General features: G+C 56.8%; 18 protein-coding genes. 6 read left to right on the top strand and 12 right to left on the bottom strand.

Annotation, left to right across the window (positions count from 1 at the left end):
• Positions 1-94: 94 nt before the first annotated feature.
• Entirely contained in the window at positions 95-1,246 is a 1,152-nt protein-coding gene (locus tag ACERIT_RS11880; RefSeq protein ID WP_373675071.1) for an acyl-CoA dehydrogenase family protein, read from the bottom strand.
• Between the two features lie 173 nt (positions 1,247-1,419).
• Here ACERIT_RS11880 and ACERIT_RS11875 point away from each other — a divergent pair, with 173 nt between their 5' ends.
• The 5 genes from ACERIT_RS11875 to dapA all read left to right on the top strand — a co-directional run bounded on the left by ACERIT_RS11875 (position 1,420) and on the right by dapA (position 6,005).
• Positions 1,420-2,577, top strand: a complete 1,158-nt coding sequence (locus ACERIT_RS11875) for an ABC transporter ATP-binding protein (protein WP_373675070.1) — start codon at positions 1,420-1,422, stop codon at positions 2,575-2,577.
• Between the two features lie 13 nt (positions 2,578-2,590).
• The gene (locus tag ACERIT_RS11870) at positions 2,591-3,046 is read left to right on the top strand and encodes a MaoC family dehydratase (protein ID WP_373675069.1); all 456 of its coding nucleotides are present in this window, start codon (positions 2,591-2,593) and stop codon (positions 3,044-3,046) included.
• Between the two features lie 136 nt (positions 3,047-3,182).
• Positions 3,183-3,659, top strand: a complete 477-nt coding sequence (locus tag ACERIT_RS11865) for a MaoC family dehydratase (RefSeq protein ID WP_373675068.1) — start codon at positions 3,183-3,185, stop codon at positions 3,657-3,659.
• 23 nt (positions 3,660-3,682) lie between these two features.
• Complete coding sequence (locus tag ACERIT_RS11860) at positions 3,683-4,945, top strand: MFS transporter (RefSeq protein WP_373675067.1); 1,263 nt, start codon at positions 3,683-3,685, stop codon at positions 4,943-4,945.
• 175 nt (positions 4,946-5,120) lie between these two features.
• The gene (dapA, locus tag ACERIT_RS11855; protein ID WP_373675066.1) at positions 5,121-6,005 is read left to right on the top strand and encodes a 4-hydroxy-tetrahydrodipicolinate synthase; all 885 of its coding nucleotides are present in this window, start codon (positions 5,121-5,123) and stop codon (positions 6,003-6,005) included.
• Positions 6,006-6,187: 182 nt separating this feature from the next.
• Here the strand turns inward: dapA and ACERIT_RS11850 are convergent, their stop codons facing one another.
• The 6 genes from ACERIT_RS11850 to ACERIT_RS11825 form a co-directional block, all read right to left on the bottom strand.
• Positions 6,188-6,388: a hypothetical protein gene (locus tag ACERIT_RS11850; RefSeq protein WP_373675065.1), complete on the bottom strand. Its 201-nt coding sequence runs from the start codon at positions 6,386-6,388 to the stop codon at positions 6,188-6,190.
• A 223-nt stretch (positions 6,389-6,611) separates the two neighbouring features.
• A complete protein-coding gene (locus ACERIT_RS11845; RefSeq protein ID WP_373675064.1) occupies positions 6,612-7,463 on the bottom strand; it encodes a carbohydrate ABC transporter permease in 852 nt (283 codons plus the stop codon).
• Positions 7,460-8,365, bottom strand: coding sequence for a carbohydrate ABC transporter permease (locus tag ACERIT_RS11840; RefSeq protein ID WP_373675063.1), 906 nt, complete (start codon positions 8,363-8,365; stop codon positions 7,460-7,462). Before ACERIT_RS11840 ends, ACERIT_RS11845 begins: the two co-directional genes overlap by 4 nt.
• Before the next feature lie 101 nt (positions 8,366-8,466).
• Positions 8,467-10,077 (bottom strand): extracellular solute-binding protein, encoded by a 1,611-nt coding sequence (locus ACERIT_RS11835; protein WP_373675062.1) that lies wholly within the window; start codon positions 10,075-10,077, stop codon positions 8,467-8,469.
• A gap of 40 nt (positions 10,078-10,117) precedes the next feature.
• A complete protein-coding gene (locus tag ACERIT_RS11830) occupies positions 10,118-11,320 on the bottom strand; it encodes a CaiB/BaiF CoA transferase family protein (protein WP_373675061.1) in 1,203 nt (400 codons plus the stop codon).
• Positions 11,321-11,409: 89 nt separating this feature from the next.
• A complete protein-coding gene (locus ACERIT_RS11825; RefSeq protein ID WP_373675060.1) occupies positions 11,410-12,438 on the bottom strand; it encodes a glycoside hydrolase family 105 protein in 1,029 nt (342 codons plus the stop codon).
• 32 nt (positions 12,439-12,470) lie between these two features.
• Between ACERIT_RS11825 and ACERIT_RS11820 the strand changes: the two genes are divergently transcribed.
• Positions 12,471-12,794, top strand: coding sequence for a hypothetical protein (locus ACERIT_RS11820; RefSeq protein ID WP_373675059.1), 324 nt, complete (start codon positions 12,471-12,473; stop codon positions 12,792-12,794).
• On the opposite strand, the gene ACERIT_RS11815 is transcribed toward ACERIT_RS11820, so the two are convergent.
• The 5 genes from ACERIT_RS11815 to ACERIT_RS11795 all read right to left on the bottom strand — a co-directional run bounded on the left by ACERIT_RS11815 (position 12,776) and on the right by ACERIT_RS11795 (position 18,064).
• Positions 12,776-13,618 (bottom strand): aldo/keto reductase, encoded by an 843-nt coding sequence (locus tag ACERIT_RS11815; protein ID WP_373675058.1) that lies wholly within the window; start codon positions 13,616-13,618, stop codon positions 12,776-12,778. The genes ACERIT_RS11820 and ACERIT_RS11815 overlap by 19 nt on opposite strands.
• Positions 13,619-13,886: 268 nt before the next feature.
• The gene (locus ACERIT_RS11810) at positions 13,887-14,387 is read right to left on the bottom strand and encodes a gamma carbonic anhydrase family protein (RefSeq protein ID WP_373675057.1); all 501 of its coding nucleotides are present in this window, start codon (positions 14,385-14,387) and stop codon (positions 13,887-13,889) included.
• Between the two features lie 104 nt (positions 14,388-14,491).
• Entirely contained in the window at positions 14,492-16,129 is a 1,638-nt protein-coding gene (locus ACERIT_RS11805; RefSeq protein ID WP_373675056.1) for an acyl-CoA synthetase, read from the bottom strand.
• A 157-nt stretch (positions 16,130-16,286) separates the two neighbouring features.
• Positions 16,287-17,057: an IclR family transcriptional regulator gene (locus tag ACERIT_RS11800; protein ID WP_373675055.1), complete on the bottom strand. Its 771-nt coding sequence runs from the start codon at positions 17,055-17,057 to the stop codon at positions 16,287-16,289.
• Between the two features lie 836 nt (positions 17,058-17,893).
• Positions 17,894-18,064, bottom strand: a complete 171-nt coding sequence (locus ACERIT_RS11795; RefSeq protein WP_373675100.1) for a hypothetical protein — start codon at positions 18,062-18,064, stop codon at positions 17,894-17,896.
• Between the last annotated feature and the right edge of the window lie 69 nt (positions 18,065-18,133).

Here is an 18,133-nt window from a genome sequence, read left to right as displayed (position 1 = left end):
CTTTCCTGTGATTATTGACACATTTTCAGTCGAGATGGATGGACGAGAACGCCGACGAGTCCGCCATCGCGAACGCGCACCTCGTCGGAGTCACTCACTCGGTATCGAGCATGTGATCTGCAATGATGTTCCGCTGGATCCCGCTTGCACCTTCGTAGATCCGTGTGGCTCGGGAGTCCCGAAAGTATCGTTCGACGTCGTACTCCTCGAGGTAGCCATTGCCGCCGTGGAGTTGAATGGCGTTGTCGATGACGTCGCTCGCTCGTTCAGTGGCGAACAATTTGGCTTGGCTCGCGAGGTGGGCCGCATCCTCCTCGTCGTTTTCGACTGCACTTGCGGCACGGTACACGAGACTCCGAGCCGCATTGAACGTCGTCTGCATATCCGCAAGCGTATGTCGAACTGCCTGGAAACTGCCGATCGACTGTCCGAACTGTTCGCGATCGTGAACGTACTCCTTCGTCGCATCGATCGCAGCACCGGCGGCACCGACTGCCTGTGCTGCAACGGTAATGCGTCCGTACCCGAGCGACTCCATGAAGTAGTAGAAACCCTCGTTCTCCTCACCAACGAGATTATCCTCCGGAACGTGAAGATCGTCGAAGACGACGTGACCGAGGGGCGCCGAATGGCCACCGAGGCGATCCTCAAGCGGCGTGACGTCGTATCCATCCGCATCGGTCGGAACCATGAACGCGCTGATCCCCTCATGGCCCGCATCCGGATCCGTCTTCGCAAACACGAGAAGCCGATCGCCAATGGTCGAATTTCCGATGAACTTCTTTTCACCGTTGATGACCCACTCGTTCCCATCCCGTTCCGCCCGAGTCTCCATGCTTGCGACGTCGGAGCCGTGGTCCGGTTCGGTGACGGCGATACCATCGAGGATGTCGCCGCTGGCAACGCCGGAAAGCCACTCCGATCGGAGTTCCTCATCGGCATATTCGCTGACGACGTAGACGTTGGTCGAGAATCCCGTGAGTCCAAGCGCCCACCCGAGATTGGTGTCGGCACGCCACGTCTCTTCAGTGACGATGGCGCTAGAAACCATGTCGTACCCCGGTCCACCGTATTTTTCCGGGATCATCAATCCGACGTAGCCGGCATCGGCCGCACGCGATAACAATTCGTGTGGATAATCGCCCGTTCGATCGAACCGTTGGGCGACCGGTTCGATATGCTCGTTGCCAAACTCTTGAACCTCCGTCCGAAGCTCCCGCTGCTCCGTAGTTAATTGGTAACTCACAGCAGGAAGGAGGATTACTCAGTAAATAGATGTTTCGTTAGGATATCTCGTATCGTACTCCGCCCTCCCGAGATCGTCGTTCGTCGATGCGGTGGTCATCTCCGCAACTGGTAGAGAGGTGATCATCTCCGCAACTGTTAACAAGAATGGCACCGAACACGCTATCAAGTCTCATGGCACAAAGTAGCGATTCCGCCACTAGTGACGTGGAAAACGGGCCGAGCGGTGAAAGCGTCGTGACTGCCACCGGTGAGAAAATAGTCCTCGAAGACGTCCGTAAAACGTTCGCAAACGGATCGATCGTCGCTGCAGAAGAGATAAATCTCAACATCAGTCCGGACGAGTTCGTCGTTCTACTGGGCCCATCTGGGTGTGGAAAAACGACGACGCTACGATGTATCTCGGGACTGGAAACCCCGGATTCGGGAACCATCACGATCGGGGATCGGGACGTGACGACGACCAAACCGAAGGACCGAGACCTCGCATTCGTGTTCCAGTCGATCGCTTTGTTCCCCCACATGACCGTGCGGGGTAACATGCGATTCGGGCTGGACATGAACACGGATCTCGACGCGGACGAAAAGAAACGACGCGTCGAGGAGGCAGCGCAGACGCTGGGGATCGAGGAGATGCTCGATCGTAAACCAGCCGCGCTTTCCGGTGGGCAACAACAGCGAGTGAGCATCGGTCGAGCAATGGTCATGGAGCCGTCCGCATTCCTTCTCGACGAGCCGTTCTCGGCACTCGATGCGAATCTCCGCGACCAAATGCAGACTGAAGTGAAAAAGTTGCACCGACAGATCGGCTGTGCGATGATCTTCGTCACCCACGACCAGGACGAAGCGATGACGATCGGAGACAAAATCGTGGTTATGGACGATGGACGCATCCAGCAGGTCGGATCGCCACACGAGATCTACAACGAACCTGATACCCAGTTCGTCGCGCAATTTATCGGATCTCCGTCGACGAATATATTCGAGAGTACGGTCACCAAGCAGGACGACGAGATCGTTCTCGAAAACGAACTGTTCACCAAGACGGTCTCAGCCGACGTCGCGGACAAACTCGAGGCGTATGTGGGTCGAGAGGTGGCTATCGGCATCCGTCCCGAATATCTCCAACTCGATGAGACGGGGCTGTTCGATGCGGACATCACCCTCATCGAACCACAGGGATCGAACGACGTCGTCCACTTGGACAGTGGGACGCGAACGATGAGAACGACGGTCACGCAGGGAGACGTTACCGCCGATCAGTCCGTCGGCGTCTCGTTCGATCTCGAGGATGCATGGCTGTTTAACGAGGACGGCGACCGGATCGTCTGAACGGAGGCTACAAATGTCGGATAACTCGTCACGATCGGCCCGGTATTTCGAGGAGTTGGAAGTCGGCGAATCCGCCGCCTTCGAGAACGCTCGAACCATCACCGGGGCGGATATTGCGAACTTCGCTGGAGTGAGCGGTGATTTTCATCCGATCCATATGAGCAGCGAGTTCGCACGGGAGGAAACGCAATTCGACGGTCGAATCGCGCATGGACAACTGATCTCGGACGTCACCGAGAGCATCGCTGCCGATGAAAACCGTCATGCCTTCTCGTACGGCCACGATGAGACACGCTTCGTGAAACCGGTCTATCCGGGGGATACGCTATCGCCTCGTCGAGAGTTAGTCGAAAAGGAGGTATACGACGAGGATTACGGCCGTGTCGTCTATGAGTATGAAACGACGAATCAGGACGGCGAGGTCGTGTTCGTCGACCGCCATACGATGTTAGTGAAGCGCCGGCCCTAGCGTTCGACGGAGCCCCGTTTTATTCGGCGATTCGAGTCCGGTTTCGAGTTTCGTGGTTCAGTCATCCCCGTTGGAGCCTACCGGACACTATCCGTGCCTTCGGAACGTTGATTATCGTTCCAACATATCCCAAGTCATGGCTGCCGAACCGAGAGTCTTCGAGGAGTACGAAGTGGGCGAAACGTATCACACCCGCGGACGAACCGTGACACACTCCGACATCCGAATGTGGATCGGGGCAACTGATGGAACCCATCCGAACCACGTAAACAGCGAGTATACCGCAGATCATCCGGTATTCGATGATATCGTAGCGCCGGGGGTCTACACGCTCGGGCTGGCGGATGCGTTCTGTGCGAAGACGGTCTCCCGGCCCGCAGCCTACGGGATGAATTACGGCCACGACAACGTCCGCTACCTCGCGCCGGTATACGTCGGTGACACCGTATCCGGATCGGTGACGATCACGGAAACGGAGAGCAAAGACGACACGTGGGGTCTGTTAACGCTGGACGTGGAGTTGACGAATCAAAACGATGAGACGGTACTCGTAGAAGACCACAAGATGCTCATCGCGAAATCCGTCGCTGCTGTAGAAGAACGCGAAGAGTAAGACGAGCGAGGACGGAGATAGATATGAGTTGGTCACTACCGCGTCTGTCGGCTGAGACACCAAACGCGATCATCGGATCGGTGAGCCTCGGGCACTTCATCTCGCATTTTTATTTTTTGGCGTTTCCCCCGTTGTTCCCGCTTCTTTTCAGCGAATTCGACGTGACGTACGCCGAGTTGGGACTGCTCGTCTCCTCACTGTACGGGATGATGTTCGTCTTTCAGATTCCCTTCGGATGGATCGTCGATCAGGGGTATGCAAAACACGTGCTCGTTGGCGGATTGCTGTTGACCGCAGGCGGAATACTGGGAGCAAGTACTGCCACGACGTATCCGGTATTGTTGGGATTTGCCCTCCTTTCAGGGATCGGACAGGCGACGTATCACCCCGCGGATTATGCGCTATTGGACACGGTGAGTACGGAGGCTCGATCCGGTCGGAGTTTCGGCGTGCACACGTTTGCCGGATACGCCGGTTCCGGTGTAGCACCGATCGTGATCGGCGGTCTCGGGCTCAGATATGGATGGCGACCCGCTCTGTTGATCGCCAGCACGGTCGGGATCGTCTACGCACTGATCATTGGAGTCAGTATCGAGCCCGTCTACGATAACGCACTGCAGTCGACGAGGACGTCGGAACGGGACACGACCGATAGCTCGTTGGCTAAAGAAATATTCCAACCCTTCTTTCATCCGTTACTCGTCGCCATGTTCGTCTTCTTCATTGCCATCGTCGTCGCGGAATCCGGCATTCAGTCATTTACGATCGTCTTCCTCGTCGAGTCGCTCGGATTGAACGAGGCGACGGGGAATGCAGCGTTGACGTCGTTCTTCCTTCTCGCATCGATCGGGGTGCTCATCGGGGGCTATCTAGCCGACCGCTACAGTTCCGCAACCATCGCGATCATCTTCCTCATCCTCACCACCTGCGTTGCATTCGTGCTTACGTTCGAACTGTTACCAGTCACCGTTACGACGTCGCTTATCCTCTTTGCCGCGATCGGGTTCGGCTATGGTGCCGTCATGCCGGCCCGAGATCGGCTCGTTGCCGAGTTTTCACCCGAACAATCAGTTGGGAAGAGTTTCGGAGTGGTATTTACCGGCGCGGCGATCGGCGGCTCGGTCGGACCGGTCTTGATCGGGCGAGCGATCGATATTGCCGGATCGTCAATCTCGATGTTTCTCGTCGGGCTGTTCTTCCTCATCGGGGCAGCGATCGTCGTCTCGATACAGCTCGCACGCACTCACGGACGAGCGATATCGGTCGCGTTCGGAGGCGGAACCTGAATGACGGCGTCCGATCAGCCCTCAGGCGAGGTGGGAGTCGAGTAGTCGTACCGTTCGATGACGCTCCTCGAACGACGTCACAACCAGGCTACGATCGGTGGGGAAGTGAGCTGTCGACAACCATAATTAAAAAAAGAGAAAGAATTAGGTTACTTACAGTCCAGAGATAACCTGGATGACATCGATAACACACGGAGTTTTCCCGCCGATTCCGACTCCAATGGACTCGAACGGAGAGATCGATTACGAAGGCCTCGAAGACGTTATACGGCACGTGGAGGCCGGGGGAGTTGACGGCATCGTTCCTTGTGGCACGACCGGCGAACGATCGACGCTCCGACCCGAGGAACATCGCCGCGTGATCGAAACCGCGGTGGAGATGGCATCGACGCCGGTCATTGCTGGAACCGGATCACCGTCGACCTGGGAGACCATCGAACTCACCCGCCATGCTCAAGCGGTCGGTGCGGACGGGGCACTCGTCATCGGTCCCTACTACACCGGGCCAAGTGAGAGCGACCTCGTCGATCATTATCGTGAGGTTGCCGATGCCGTCGACATCCCGATACTCATCTATAATTTCCCGGGCGGAATGGGATTCAACATCACACCGAGCGTCGTCGAGGCCGTCGCGGACCATCCAAACATCGAGGGGATCAAGGACTCAAGCGGCGAGATCGATCAGATAAGCGAACTCTGTCGGCGGACACGAGACGCCGACTTCGACGTACTATCGGGATGGGACTCGCTCGTCCTTCCCGCAGTGAGTCTCGGTGCCGTCGGATTGATCGGTATCTGTGCGAACGTGTTCCCGGAACGATCCGGTGACCTGCTCACAGCCGCAAAAGAGGGAGACACGGCCAACGCTCGGGAACTCCACGACGCTCTCACGGCGCTTGAAACCGAACTCGTAGCCGAGAAACCCCCCATCACGATCAAACAGGCGCTTGCCGAGATGGGTGTCTGTGAACCGCACGTCCGCGCACCACACTCGACGACGGACGATGCGGGAGTCACACGGATTCAGGAGGCCATGACCGACTTTCGAAACGCCCTCTAACGCTTGGATCACCGCATTCCCTGGCGAACGGATAGTACATCACAAGCGATCGCATGAGGTAGTGCAGTGGGACGACGGCGTCCCTGACTCGTATTCTATCGCGGACCCCAAAACGGAACTCCGGCGCGGCTCCCGTCGTGGAGTTCGGGACGCGAGAGGAGCCATCAGGTCTTGTCGTCGGATCAATCAGGCCGTTCGTTGAAATATGCCAAGAGGCCGATGAGAATCGTCATGATGACGAATACCCCGCCGACCTCATACGCTCCCTGAAGCAGGAGGAAGGCCGTGAATCCGAACCATGCAAGCACGATCCCGATCGAGATCAGATAATACCCGACCTGGAGGAGTTTCACCACTGGGCTAGTCGCCAATCTTGCCAACATTACAACAAGGGTCTTTCCGCTCCAAAATAAAGGTTTCTACCGGATCGAAACGGAATCCCGCGATGGCCCGACCTGCACACTCAGTCGGCGGGACTGACCGGCGTGGCGATTCCGTCAAATGCCAATCTGTTCTTGAAGGTGGACGTTCAACTCGGAGGGTTCGTCTGCACGAGCGTGTGTCACCACGACCGCGAAAACTCCCGCGAAAAAGGGGGAGTTTCGATCAGACTGCGAACGACTCGGACAGGTGCCGCCGGGCGACGAGATACAGAACCGTTGGCGGGATACCGACGACGAAGGCCATGGAAACGACTAGCCCCCAGTATCGTTGCTGTCCACCGGTCGTCTCGAGGAACAGTGCCACGACGGACGGTCGCGGACCGGTTCCCGTCGTCAGCATGTTCGAGAACAGGAAGTCGTTCCAACCGACGAGGAAGGCCAGGAATCCCGTCGCCATCACTGCCGGCAGAGACAGCGGCAGGATGACCTTATAGAGGGACTGTAGTTCACTACACCCGTAGACTTGTGCTGCTTCCTCGAGGTTCGCCGGAAGTCCTTCGAAGAAGTCACGAAGGATCCATATCGCAAACGGCGTGACGAACACCTGATACGCCAGAACGACGCCGAAAATCGTGTTATGGAGCCCGAGCGAATACCACGTGTCGGTCAACGGGATGATCAACAGGATGTACGGGAACAGCAGTGCGACCATTATCGCACGGAATCCCCACTCTTTGCCGGGGAAGTCCTGTCGACCGAAGATGTACGCTGCCGGGATACAGATGAGCAGCGATAGCGCGGTCGTCCCCCCCGCAATAAGCGCGGAGTTGATCAGCGCCTCGTCGAGGACGCCGAACGCCTCAACCCACGTCTGAAGCGTCACTTCGTTGGGGATGAGGTGTGGGTCTCCACTGAAGAACTCCGCTGGCGACATGAACGTGACAGTCAGAGCCAACACCATCGGGAGTACCACGATGACGGTGAAGAAGGCGATAGCCGCGTACTTCAGCAACGCGAACATTGCCTCTTCGGTGTCTCGGAAGTACAGGAACCCGCTATCAGTTGCGCTGCTCATGCTGATGTCCCCTCCTTGCGGGCCTGTTCAAACTCACGGATGAACAGCGCCACGAACGCGATCGTTAACACGAGCAGGACCATCCCGACGGCGAAGCCGCGTCCGAACTGGCCCTGGTTGTACGCGAACCGATACAACAGGACGCCAAGAACGGACGTATCGTAACCGGGTCCTCCCTGCGTGAGCTGGAAAGCCTGTGAAATCTTCGAGAGATTCCAGATAAGCCGGATGCTCACCGCGACGAGGATCGCGGATTTGAGTTGGGGAAGAGTGATCGAGAGGAACATCTGTACCCGGTTGGCGCCGTAGACGCGTGCCGTTTCATAGTAGCTGTTGGGGATCGACTCCCGGGTGGCCACGATGATCAGGAACATGAACGGCCAGAACGTCCACACCAGGACGCCAGTCACGACTGCCAGAGCGGACGTTCCGTCCTGTGCCCAGTAAATGGGCTCGGCGAGAATCCCCAATTCAGTGGTGAAATTCCAGATCGTGCCGTAACTGGGATTGAGGAGGAATAGCCAAATGGTGCCGGTCACGACGGGAGGCATCGTGTACGGAATGATGAATCCGGTACTAACGATGGACTTGAATTTCGAGAGGTTCGCGACGAGACAGGCGGCCGCTACCGCCAGACCGATCTGGAGGAAGGTCGACGCCCCGAACCAGAGCGTCGCGTATAGCGACGTATAGAACGGTTCCCACGAGAACAGGTACAGGTAGTTCCCAAGGCCAAGCCACTGTGGATCTCCTCCTGTCGGCCAGGAGTGCAGGCTCATCCATGCACCCTGAACAAGCGGGATCCACAGGAGAAGGACCATATACAGCAGAGTCGGTATGAAAAGCAGGTACCAAAGCCAGTTATCCTCTAGGGCACGGACGACTCCACCTATCCGTGGCATCCCGGCGAATCGATCCCGTATCGGTTGAGTGTTTTTTGCCATATAATGAGCGTGAGAGAGTGTTTAGTAACGTGGTTGTGATTGGCAGTGTCAACGTGGACTTACTCGACGGACCACGTGCCGACGTCACCCAGCTCGTCGATGGCGTCCTGACACAGTTGGGTTCCACGTTCCTGAACTGAACTCATCGCGTCCTCCGGTGACCGATCTCCTCCAAGGACTTCCTGGACGGCCGGTGCGATCTCCGTGAACATGATGGAGTTGCTGAACCGGTGGTGGGGCCAGGTCGTCTCCGCATCGACCAGTTCGGACGTAAGGGTCTCCTTGATTTTGGTCGCTTCACCACCGATCGGTTCGGTGTTCTCCCACTGGTTCTGGTTGATTCCCATCCAGCCGATGATGTTCGTGTAGTCGGACTGGAAGTCCTCACTCATGATCCGGTTGTGGACCTCGAGACCGACCTCCATTTTGCGATCCCAGCGTTCCTGGTCCGCATCCGAGGGCGCCTTGTTTATCCCGCTGTCGTGGAAGCCAACGTGTACTGCGGACGTGTCACCATCGTTCCCACGCGGGAACGGAAGGTATTGGAAGGTCCCCTCCTCCACCTGGTCACGGGCGCGGCGGAGCCACGTCGGGTAGTTCAGTGGCTCGAATTGAGCCATGGCAACATCGCCCGCGATCATCTGCTGTGAGATCTCCTCGTCCGAGATGGTGGGGGTCTCCGGACCGCCGACCCCCCACTCACCGACGGGTGACTCCTGTGTATCCCGCAGCTCGGCGAGCCACCGGGACCAAATCTGGTCGCTACTCTCTCCCGGGTACGCCTCGGTACCGTCCTCGGCGATGTACCGGCTTGCCTCCGCATCCTCGGCGGCCATCATCGGGCAGAGATTGTCGTTGTAATCGAACGTCCCGCCGTGTCCATAGAATCCCCAGTTCGCGGAGGAGTTCGCCTGGACGTCCTGTGCCATCTCCATAAGCCCGTCCCAGTTACCCTGTGCATCGCCCGTCCTCGGAATGTCATCGGTGCTGTATCCGGCTTCCTCGAGAATATCCGTCCGAACGGCGAGTCCGTTCCGGATACCAGCGCCGTGGGGGAAATCCAGGATCCCCGATTCGCCTTCGATATCCCAAAACCGGTAGGCGTCCTGCTTGAGGTCCATCGCCCAGTCCATGCCGTCGATGGCCTGATCGTCGAGACTGTCCTTGTAGTCGTCGAAGGGCCTGATGTGGCCGGTCGGGATGATACGGCCGAAGTAGAAGTCCTCGCCGTTCCATGCGACGGGGTACTCCTCGTTTTGCCAGGCCTGGACCCACTCCTGACCGCTCATCGCCGAATAACTGGAGTAGTTAACGTTAACCGTGGCACCCGTGTCGTTCTCGAAGTTCTCGAAGAACGCCTCCATGCGCTCGCTCCCACGCTGGGACTGGACGTTGATCACGTCCCAGTAATCGATGGAGATACCCGAGAAGTCCTGGTCACCATCGCCGTTCGTGGTGCCACCATTACCGTTGCCATTACCGTTGCCGTTGCCATTACCGTTGCCGTTGCCATTACCGTTGCCGTTACCATTTCCACCGTTGCCGGCACACCCAGCCAAGAGCGTTCCAAGACCAACCGACGTCGCCTTCATGAACCGTCGCCGTCCACCGAAGGAAGACCCGGAGGAACTGTTCATCGATTTCGAACTCCGTTTGTCATCTGCTGACATACAAAGACCTTGTTCATCAACAACACATATATACTTTTCGTCACTCACGGAAGTCGTGTATTTGTATGACGTCGTCCGTAGCCAACATCTCGATCAGATCGTCATCGTATCCCAACTCCGTGAGCACTTCTCGTGAATGTTCGCCCACGCGCGGTGGTGGCCGTTCGACGCTTGCCGGCGTCTCGGACATGTCCACGGGAAATCCGGTCGTCCTGAAGGACCCGACGTCCGGATCCTCGATCTCGAGTATCATCTCGTTGTGCTGAATCTGTTCGTCCTCGATCATGTCCTCCAGATCGTTGACGGCGGCCGCCCAGATGTCCGCCTCGAGGAGCTGATCGAGCAGCGCCTCCGTTTCCCGTGTTCGAGTAACGGTCTCGATCGTCTCGTGGATCTCATCACGATACTCGTAGGCGTCTTTGGGGGAGTCATACTCTCCGAACCCATCCATTTCGAGAGCATCAGCGAAATCGTCCAAGTCGCCGAGTGAAACGGCAATCCGCCCGTCGATCGTCTCATAGACGCCGTATGGCGCACCGAACTGGGCGTGTGAGAGGCTGGATTTGGGACGGTTGAACTCCCGATCCATGTTTGCAACCGCAGCGACTTCCTGACACATCCCGGCGATCAACGAGTTCAACAGACTCGCCTCGATCTTCTGTCCCTGTCCGGTTTGGTCCCGGTGATAGAGCGCGATCACGACATGAAGAGCCATAAAGAGTGCGGACAGTTGGTCCGCAATGAAGGTGCCGGCGGCAGTCGGTGGATCGTCACGACGACCGGTCGCACTCATCAAGCCACTCAACGCCTGGATCAACAGATCCTGTCCCGGGCGGTTCTCGTAGGGGCCCGACGATCCATACCCGGATGCGGACGCGTAGACGATGTCGGGGTTGTACTCACGGACGTCCTCGTAGCCGAACCCGAGTTTTTCCATCACGCCCGGTCGAAAGTTCTCCACCACGACGTCGGATTCCGCCACGATGTCTCGGACGACTTCCGTCCCCCGCTCGTCCTTGAGATCGACGGCAATGCTGCGTTTGTTCCTGTTCATCGCGAGGTAGTAGGGGCTTTTCCCCTCGTACATCTCACCGGCGACTTCCAGGTGGCGTTCGTATTCCCCGCCGATCGGTTCGATCTTGATGACGTCCGCACCCATATCACCCAGTGCCATCGTCCCCCACGGGCCCTGCATCATCTGGCTAAAGTCGGCGATAGTGATCCCGTCGAGCGCCTGTGACATACCATGCCGATGCGCGGCAGTACAAATAAAACCACCTCCGGATGACACCGTTTGGCGGAAACGTCGACGGAAACGTGAATCCGTGTCGACTACCGCATTTCACAGGCCGCTTTCAGAAACCATCCCTGTCCGTAGGACGTAACGGTTAGCGGTGCGCCGGGACCGCCCGGCGGACCGGCAACCCGACGGACGGCGCCATCGTCCGTGACGGCGCCGACACAGACCTCCATCGCTCGATTTGCCGCCTCGAGGTATTTCTCGTCGTCGAGCAGTCCCATCTCGTATCCCTTCCGGAAGGCGTAGGCAAACATGAGGCTGCCGGAGGTCTCCAAGGGCGTCTGATCGTCGTCGAGGACGTTATGCCAGTACCCGCTTGCGTCCTGTCTGGGAAGCACGGCCGCAGCCAGACGCTGGAAGATATCCCCCAGTTGCTCCCGGTCCGGATGGTCGTCCGGGAGGTACTCGAGCGTGTCGAGGATCCCAGCCGCCGCCCAGCCGTTTCCACGCGACCAAAAGGCACTTTCCGGGAACGTATCCGGCTGTTCACGCCACTCGTGCCGGAACAGATCCGTGTGTGGGTCCTGAAGCCGTTTCGCCTGCACCAGTATCTGGCGCGTCGTCTCATCGAATGCCTCCTGAGTGTCGGTCACGTCGCCATAGGAAGCGAGAAACGGGCAGATCTCATAGATCGTATCGACCCACAGTTCGATCTCGCCTTTATGCTGTGGAATTCCCCCGTCGTCGGTTCGAGGCGCCTTTCGAAGGAATTCGTATTGACGGGTCGCAGAATCCAAATACTCGGGATCGTTCGTTCGGCGATACAAATCAAGGACGGAGACACCGATAACGCTTGGATCGACGAGTCCCTTGAACTCCTCGAGATCCGTCCACTGCTGATGTGGTTTACTGTCCAACGACCCATACGAATACTGGCCTGCAGTCGTTTGCGTCTCGATGGATCGATCGGCGAGCTCCCTGGCAGATTCGATGAATCGTGGATCCTCGGTGGCTAACAGTCCGAGGATCGCGATCCCCTTTTCCCATTCTTCACTCTCCATGTCCCGCTTGACGGTGTGTTGTGCGACGCGATCGATGATCTCCGAAGGTACCTCGAACATCCCACTGGCCGATCCGCTGGGATACAACTAAAATGTCCCGGGCAATCATCCCGCACTCGATTCGGAGACAAGCCAGGGCTGTGGTTTCGGGGCAGGAGGGATGCAACCGCCTGTCCCCATACGGGCGAAATCGGGACGCGACCTCGACGATCGAATCGCGACCTCGACGATCAAACAACAAGAAGGAGAAGGAGAAGGAGAAGGAGAAGGAGAAGGAGAAGGAGAAGGAGAAGGAGAAGGAGAAGGAGAAGGAGAAGGAGAAGGAGAAGGAGAAGGAGAAGGAGAAGGAGAAGGAGAAGGAGAAGGAGAAACCCCGTTCGAGTAACGGAGCGATCCGCTACTCCGAGATACCGTAGGTGTAGCGACTCCAGTCGCGTCCGGGGGTATCGTAGACGGGACTATCCTCGTCCGCATCATCGATCCGACGGAGATCGTCTTCATCCATTTCCCAGTCGAACAGTTCGAGGTTCGAACGAACGTGCTCGGGAGTGGACGATTTGGGGAGGGGCACGATGCCGCGCTCGGTCTCCCATTTCAAGGCGATCTGGGGGGCGGACTTATCGTACGTTTCAGCAAGTTCCTGGATGACCGGGTTCTCGAAGACGGCCGTCCGACCGAGTGGGGCTGCAGCCTCGATCACGGTGTCGGTCTCACGACAGTAGTCGACGAGATCGGGACGCTGGAACAACGGATGGAACTCGATCTGGTTGACGGCGATTGGAACGTTCGAGATATGCTGTGCACAACTCAACTGGTAGCTCGAAAAGTTCGACACGCCGATATTCCGGACCCAGCCGCGCTCCACGACGTGTTCCATCGCGGACAGCGTCTCCCGCAGTGAGACTGCCGGGTTGGGCCAGTGGATCAAGTACAGATCGAGATAGTCGGTACCGAGCCGTTCGAGCGAGTCCTCACAGGATTCGATGAGCGACTCGTAATTGAGATGCTTCGGCAGCACCTTCGACGTGAGAAACACGTCTTCCCGATCGTACTCGGAGAGGGCGTCACCTATTTCGGATTCGTTTTTATATCCTTCAGCCGTGTCGACGTGTCCGTATCCGGCATCCAGACCCGCTCGAACGGACTGTTTGACCGTCTCGCCACCGATATCCCAGGTCCCGACACCGACCGCCGGGAGTTCATCACCGCTCGGGAGTGTTACAGTTGGGGGTTGTGTCATGTGGTGCATTCTGTGTTCTAATCGGGTTGGTTAATACTTTTTCACTGCCGGGCGAGTGACCGTCGAATACCCTCGACACGAGCACACGACTCGAACACCATCGGCGCGAATACACGATTCGGATGCCAGCGGCGCAGATCCCTGGTTCAGAGTAAGTACCCGGAGGATTCCGACTGCTTGACGTCGAAGATCCATCTCGAGAGGTTGCTCACCGCTCGTTAGGGCTCACCCGTTACGTGCCGAACCCGAATGGTAGCAACGGCATCGATCAATCCAGCCGTTCCGACGTGTTTTGGTGTGTGGTTGCGAGCGCTCGATACTCGGCAGCCGATTCCCACGTTCCCGGATCCTCCAGTTCCGTTTTGGGTTCGGCTGGAATCCCGACCATGAGCGTCTCGGGGGGCACTTCCGTTCCCTCAGTTACAACAGCACCGGCTCCGATAATGGATCCGTCGCCGACGTGCGCGTCGTCCAGAATAACCGAATTCATCCCCACGATTACGCCATCGCCAACGGTTGCGGCGTGAACGATGGCATTGTGACCGACCGTCGTATCGGTTCCAAGTACCGCATCCTCGTGTAATACGGCATTATCCTGGACGTTCGAACCCGTTCCAACCACGATCCGGCCGTCATCCCCTCGAAGCGTCGCGTTCGGCCAGATACTCGCCTGGGGCTGTATCACGACATCACCGATAACGACCGCCGTCTCGTCGATATGCGCCGAATCCGCTATCGTGGGAGACATTCCATCATAGGATCGGATCATAGTGAGAGACTGTGAGTTAGAACAACTTGAAACCCATCTATTGAACAGACTTACGGGAGCGACCGTGATACCGTCGGGTTTCGATCGCGTCCCCGTTCGGGATCTCAGGCACTGTGCTCGTACTCTCGGAGGTCTCGACGTTTGAGCTTGCCACTCGTGGTTTGTGGGAACTCCGAGACGAATTCTATCTCACGTGGATACTCGAATTCAGCCAGCCGATCTCGAACCCATCGCCGCAATTCGTCGCGAAGATCCTCATCGCCCGTGTGATCGTTGGTCGTCTGAATGAACGCCTTGATCCGCTCTCCGCGGGATTCATCCGGGACGCCGATGACGCCGACCTGTGCCACGGCGGGGTGTTTGAGCAGAACCGTTTCGACCTCACCCGGACCGACTCGATAGCCGGACGTGATAATGACGTCGTCCTTCCGGGATTTGAACCAAAAGTATCCGTCTTCATCACGATAGCCGAGATCGCCGGTCCGGTGCCACCGATCCGTGCGGGCGGCGTCCGTCCGGTTCGGATCGTTCCAGTATTCGAGATAGACCATCGGATCCTCCGCATATGCGATGGCGATCTCGCCTTCGTTGCCATCGGGCAGTTTCTCACCGGTTTCGGGATCGAAAATGGCCGCCTCGTGGCCGGGGATCACCTTTCCCATGCTCCCGGGCTTCCGATCGAACCACTGGTGACACGTCGAAACGAACACGTTTGCTTCCGTCTGGCCGTAGATCTCGTTTATCGTCACATCGGGGAGGGCGGCGGCTGCCCAGTCGCGGATCTCGGGGGTGAGTGCTTCACCACCAGCGACGATGACGTCGAGGGAGAGATCGAAATCGACGGGATCCCGAGCGTCACGCATCATTCGAAGCGCAGTCGGCGGGATAAAGGTGTTAGTCACCCCACAGTCCTCCAAGATCCGATATACGGAATTCGGGTCGAAGCCCTCCATCCGATCGCAAACGACCGTCTGTCCGTAGTGCCACGGGGGGAACACGACGTTTCCAAGGGCGCCGATCCACGCCCAATCCGCAGGCGTATAGAACACGGAGTCGGAGACGTCGAGTTCGTTTGCGGCAAGAAAGGAGGGACACGTACCTGCCCACAACGCGTGTCGGTGAAGAACGCCTTTCGGTGGACCAGTCGATCCGGACGTATACATCAGAACCGCCGGCGTGTCCGGTGTCGTTGCAGATATTTCGAATTCAGGACCACCCATCCCTTCGAGGGCTGAAACCGATCGATCAGTGTCCAGCGTCTCACCCGGGGGCGAGGCAACGAAGACGTCAGTGAGTTCCGGGCAACGCTCAGCCACGTCTCGCACGGTCTCAGCGACGTCGACGTCGACGACGGCTACCGTCGCGTTCGCATCCTTGAATCGATACTCGAGTGCATCCGAACCGAACAGCACTGAAAGCGGGATGGAAATCGCTCCAAGCTTCCAGCAGGCGAGATGAACGATCGGATTTTCGGACTGCTGGGAGAGGACGACTGCAACGCGATCCCCCGCTTCGACGCCGACTTCCGCGAGGGCATTTGCGACGCGGTTAGAGCGTTCGTCGAGTTGGGCAAATGAGAACGACTGATAGCCATCAGCGGTCGTTTCGATCAACGCCGTCCGTGACATGTCGTCGTGTTTGCGGAGGAGGTCCGCTGCAGCATTGTACTCCGAGGGTAGATCCCACTCGAAATTCTCGATCGCCGCAGAGTATGAGGAGTCAACCGATATCTGCCATACCATCTGTACCTGTGGCTATGATCCACCCTCACAAATATACTTTTATCAAAAATGGAACTAGTGCTGTTGTCTCATGATCTAATAGAATATCCGACATTCGTTCGTCAAAATGCGTACAAAGACGATCCGTCAAAACGGCAAAGACGACTCGCCAAACGGATCAGTCCATCTGCTTTTTCAATTCCAATTCGATTGCGTTGGTCGTCCCCGAGATCAGGTTTGGAAGGTCGTTCTCGAAATAGTCACCCGTCATACGTTTTTCAGGCCCGGATATCACGATTGATCCCATAACGTCTCTGTTATGCAATATTGGACTCGCAACGGCCCGATGGTTTTCGACCGTTTCGCCGCGATTGAACGCATATCCACGGTCCCGTATTCGAGCGAGTTCCGATCGAAGTTGCTCAGCGTCGGTTACGGTGTTCTCCGTCAATTTTTTCAGACCACGAAGTTCGATTACTTTCTCGATCTTGTCTTCCGGTAAGAATGCCAGAATAGCTTTTCCGGACGCGGAGTGGTGTAGATGCTCACGACCTCCAAGCTGACTGTAAGGTTGGACTGCATATTCACCCATCGCTTTGTCCAGAAAAACCGCGTACCCATGCTCCTCCTCTACAAACCACGCCAATTCGCCGGATTCCTGAGCGACCTGTTTGAGAAACGGGCGAACGATCTCCACGATACGTTTCGTTCGTTTCGCATTCATACCGATGCTCAAAAATTTCAATGCGATCTTGTATTCATATCCCTCCTTCACGATGTATCCATTACTCACTAATGTCATCAGATGTTTGTGAACGGTGCTGGGCGCCATATTCAACTCGTCCGCGAGTTCAGTAACCCCAGCACCTCCTCGCTCATCCAATATTTCGACGATATCGAATACAGTATTAGTTGTTTTCACGGCGCGATCTGGTTCAACATCTTCCATGTCCACTGGTACCTAATGTCTAAACATAACCTTTTGGATCTGAATCATCGTACATTACATTTTATACACGACAATACAGCGCCCTTGTTACCGATCTCTTTTTCGGAATGAGCGAAATCAAACCGACCCTGAAATCGAGCAAGATAGCGAGTAAAATCACTGTCAGAGCCTCCTCTGGTCCAGTATGCCTGTCCAATGGGAAACCCATGCGTGAGGTAGTCTGAGTCCGTCTCTCGGTAACGAAGAACACGGTAGACCGAAGATGACGACCACCGCCGGCACAACCCCCCTGGAACAGCTAAACAACGCTCGGTGGCCTTCATTCGTTTAGCGAGGGTCACGAACCCAGCTAAAATTCAGTATAAATCGATGGGTGGACTTCGACGTTGTCGAATAGAATTCGTTGAGAAAATAATACACGACAACCATCAAAAAGCAGCCTCCCCGCGTTCAATGTTTGATCGGAGAGCAGATCTGTCCGAACGACCCACCATGTGGGACAAATCACGGGGCCGATCCACGTGAAGACGATCGAACGTGCTCGATCTCGGAGTGAGAATAACAACTGTACAGCTGTTATCCATGAGATATGATCTCAATAGTTGTATTCGTAATTAGCGAATCCATATCGAAGTGCCACATCCAACTTGATCCCACAGCAGGGAGACGTTCTCAAGGGGAAACACTGGGCCACTACGACGGGACACGGGTTATTTAAACGGGTCAAACACGGTGTATGATCCGACGTCGAGTTCGTTCCGTACCAGGTCAGGATTGGATCACGAACACACCGAATGGCGACCCTTTGGCCGCCGAATTTCGGGCGTAGCCTCCGCTCAAAGCGCTCCGTCGCTGATCGTCGATCGTGATCCGGAGGTATACCCCTCCACCTCGCATTCGACATCAGCGAATGTAGTTTCAAATAACCGACAGGATGCCCCCCGTTCGACGGCGCGCAAACAGCCACGTCCCTCGATCCCGCTTTTCCCCGTCGCTACCGAACTCATCACGTCTTGGAACCGCTCACGGAGATCATCTTCTCGCGCTTCGAATTGCTCGACGTTCGGCGGTTGGTC

The sequence above is a fragment of the Halopenitus sp. H-Gu1 genome (genome assembly GCF_041821145.1).
Taxonomy (GTDB): Archaea; Halobacteriota; Halobacteria; order Halobacteriales; family Haloferacaceae; genus Halopenitus.
The sequence above is the reverse complement of the archived record's forward strand: the minus strand, read 5'-3'. Positions and strand labels throughout refer to the sequence as shown.